Genomic DNA, 3,733 nt, shown 5'->3' with positions numbered 1-3,733 from the left:
ATATTAGAGTAATACAATCTGATATTTTTGCCTCATTTGAGTTCAAAATTATGACAATATAGCAATCCTATTTAAGTTGTAATATTTTGGTGGCACTTAGGAGTCAGGAGTCAGGAGTCAGGAGTCAGAATTTTAAAGGTTTTCAACTCAAATTAACTATTATAAAAATTGTCACAACCAATTTAGGATTACTTTATTTACCAATCTACAAACAAATATTCTCTATAACTTTTGAGAATTATTTAAACTTTTGATTTTGTTTTGGTTACTCAGTTATATCCCAGAAAATAAATTGAGCTTAACAATAACAAATACTCTTATATAATTATTACACATCTTTCAGGAGGACTGCCAATAGCTATGGTTTGTCGCATTACTTTATTCCAACTAACTGAAATCTTGACTGCTACAACACTTAGAGATTTTCAGATTCCAGAAAAAACATTAATTACAGGCATAAATACTGATACTCGTAACTTACAATCTGGTGAAGGATTTTTGGCATTACGAGGGGAAAATTTTGATGGCCATAACTTTGTAAAAGAGGCAATTGAAAAAGGTGCTTCTTGTGTGATTGTTGAACAAGAATATACCTTAAATAATGAGGTTGAACAACTGTCAAATAACGTACCCATATTACAGGTAGAAAATTCTTTAAAAGCTTACCAAAAAATTGCTCGTTGGTGGCGAGATAGATTTGATATTCCTGTGATTTCAGTCACTGGTTCAGTTGGTAAAACAACTACTAAGGAATTAATCGCTGAAGTTTTGGGGACTCAGGGTCAAGTGCTGAAAACTGAAGCTAATTATAATAATGAAATAGGTGTACCTAAAACTCTACTACGACTTTCTGCTGATGATAATTATGCTGTGATAGAAATGGCTATGCGAGGACCTGGGGAAATAGCAGAATTAACACATATTGCCAATCCGACAATTGGCTTAATTACTAATGTTGGTACTGCTCATATTGGTCGTTTGGGGTCTGTTGAAGCGATCGCTGAGGCTAAGTGTGAATTACTCAGAGAAATGTCTGATAGTAGTATTGCTATTCTGAATTTTGATAATAAAAGGTTAATAGAAACTGCGGCTAAGGTTTGGTCTGGAAAAACTTTTACTTATGGTTTGGAAGGGGGAAATTTACAAGGAAATTTAATTGATTCTCAAACTATAAATGTTGAGGGTGTGGATTTACTTTTACCTTTGCCTGGTAGTCATAATGCTTCTAATTATTTGGCAGCTTTGGCTGTGTTGAAAGTGCTTCATGGAAAAAATATTTTGCCAAAAACTTTATTTGCACCTTTGACTAATAATTTGTCAGTTAAATTACCAGAAGGTAGGGCAAAAAGATATGATTTAGAGAATGATATTGTGATTTTAGATGAAAGTTATAATGCTGGTTTAGAGTCGATGATTGCTGCTCTGAATTTGTTAGCTGAAACTCCGGGTAAACGCCATATTGCTGTGTTGGGTACTATGAAAGAATTGGGAGATAAATCTGTTTTATTCCATCAACAAGTTGGTAATGTTGTGAGAAATTTGAATCTTGATGGTTTATTTATTTTGGCTGATTTTGAGGAGGCAGAAGCAATGGCGACTGGTGCTGCTGGTTTGCAATTTATAGAGGTAGAAGATATTAGTTCTGATGATGCTCACCAGAAATTAGTTAGACATTTACAAGAGTTTTTACAACCAGGCGATCGGGTTCTTTTTAAGGCTTCTCATTCTGTGGAGTTAAATAAAGTAGTTCAGCTTTTAATTAATTAATAAGTAATGTATTTGTAGCAAAGGCATCTTCCCTGTTAAAGGTCTATCTGACTTGATTGCTGAGAAACCTTACTCTCTTTTGTTGAATTAAAAGTCATGTGTATGGACGAGTTATACCATTTAAGTTTTATAATATCACAAAAATTGTGGGGATGGAGCCCAAATTTCTTTGACCCGCGTTTTTTNTTTTTTCAGGAGCTTGAGAAAATGAAAATGTTGGTGATTTTCCACTGAGGAGGGATGGAAAGATTTGATTAGGGAAAAATAAGTGTTTATGGGTGCTTACCAAAATGAAAATATTCTGCTATTGCTCCTGGGAAAAATTCCTGAATCTTTGATTTTCTCCTAGCAATGAACTTTTGTTGAACAAAAAGTCATGTGTATGGACGAGTTATACCATTTAAGTTTTATAATATCACAAAAATTGTGGGGATGGAGCCGAAATTTCTTTGACCCGCGATTTTTTTTTCAGGAGCTTGAGAAAATGAAAATGTTGGTGATTTTCCACTGAGGAGGTATGGAAAGATTTGATTAGGGAAAAATAAGTGTTTATTTGAGAAAGTTTTGGTTTGAAAAAAAGCAGATATTGTATGAGCAACTAACTCTCTATAAACCGAAATAATTTTGCACTTTGCACCAATTTCTAAATACTGTCTTACTAAATAATGATCGTGTAGTGTGAATGACATTAGGTTCAACACTGCTAAAAGGAGAATGAATTTCCTGAAGCACCCGGACAGATGTGGATGGGTAGTAAATTTTCTCTTCTATTGCGTATAGAGCAATAGTTAATTCATTTCCTGAAGCACCCAGACAGATGTGGATGGGTAGTAAATTTTCTCTTCTATTGCGTATAGAGCAAGAGTTAATTCATTTCCTGAAGCACCCGGACAGATGTGGATGAGTAGTAAATTTTCTCTTCTATTGCGTATAGAGCAAGAGTTAGATTCATTTCCTGAAGCACCCTGCCAGATGTGGATGAGTAGTAAATTTTCCCTGCTATTGCATATATAGTTATCCTGGAGGTGCAGAAAAGACTAAAAAGCTGATTTGACAAAGCGTGCAGCTATTTATCAATTTGGTATAAAATTGGTATAAAAAATTTATACCATAATTTTCTCATTTTCTTTAGCTAAACTCTCATTATTAATCTTTTTGCTTTTGAGTAAATAAGTAGACATTTCACCCTTACCTTTGACAGAAATAATACCTCGCTTTTCCAATAAATATCGATCTTTCAATAACAAATAAGTATCTTCCGTTACCTGAATTTCACCTATAATTCCATGAGACTCCATGCGACTCGCAATATTAACAGTATCTCCCCACAAATCATAAATAAACTTTGAAGTGCCAATAACTCCAGCGACAACCGGACCTGTATTTAAGCCTATTCTCATGTTTAAATAACTATTATTTTTTTGATTAAAACGTTCAATAACATCCTGCATATCTAAAGCCATATTAGCGATCGCTGGTGCATGATTTATATTTGGTTCTGGCAACCCACCTACTACCATATAAGCATCTCCAATAGTCTTAATTTTTTCCAATCCATGAAGTCCAGCTAACTTATCAAACTCAGAAAATATTTCATTTAATAACTTAACTAATATTGTTGGAGAAACAGTTGTAGAGAGCTTTGTAAAACCAGCAATATCAGCAAATAATACTGTAACTTTTTCAAAATGATCGGCAATAATTTCTGTTCTATCTTTTAAACGTTTTGCGATTGACTTTGGTAAAACATTAAGTAATAGCTTTTCTGACTTTTCTTGTTCTATTTCTAACTGCTGTAAAGCAAATTTAAACAAATTAGTAATTACTAATGCTAATCCCAGAGTTGCTAAGACAGCTAATACCAATAAGAAAGTCATTTTTTGACTGGTATTTTTAATCTCAAAACTTGCTTCTTCAAATTCCTGAGCAGCAAGATCGAATAATTTGTTACAAATTATTTCTGTTT

General features: G+C 33.4%; 2 protein-coding genes. One reads left to right on the top strand and one right to left on the bottom strand.

Translation table 11 applies throughout. The features are described 5' to 3' along the window. Positions 1 to 360 precede the first annotated feature (360 nt). Positions 361 to 1,767, top strand: coding sequence for a UDP-N-acetylmuramoyl-tripeptide--D-alanyl-D-alanine ligase (gene murF, locus AFK68_RS06370; protein ID WP_094672047.1), 1,407 nt, complete (start codon positions 361 to 363; stop codon positions 1,765 to 1,767). A 1,103-nt stretch (positions 1,768 to 2,870) separates the two neighbouring features. On the opposite strand, the gene AFK68_RS06360 is transcribed toward murF, so the two are convergent. After that, positions 2,871 to 3,733 (bottom strand): adenylate/guanylate cyclase domain-containing protein (locus tag AFK68_RS06360; RefSeq protein WP_143437622.1); only part of this gene is annotated, 863 nt, incomplete at its 5' end.

This window comes from Hydrocoleum sp. CS-953, assembly GCF_002260545.1.
Lineage (GTDB): Bacteria > Cyanobacteriota > Cyanobacteriia > Cyanobacteriales > Microcoleaceae > Trichodesmium.
Note: the sequence above shows the minus strand (reverse complement) of the source record. Positions and strands in the feature narration are given on the sequence as shown.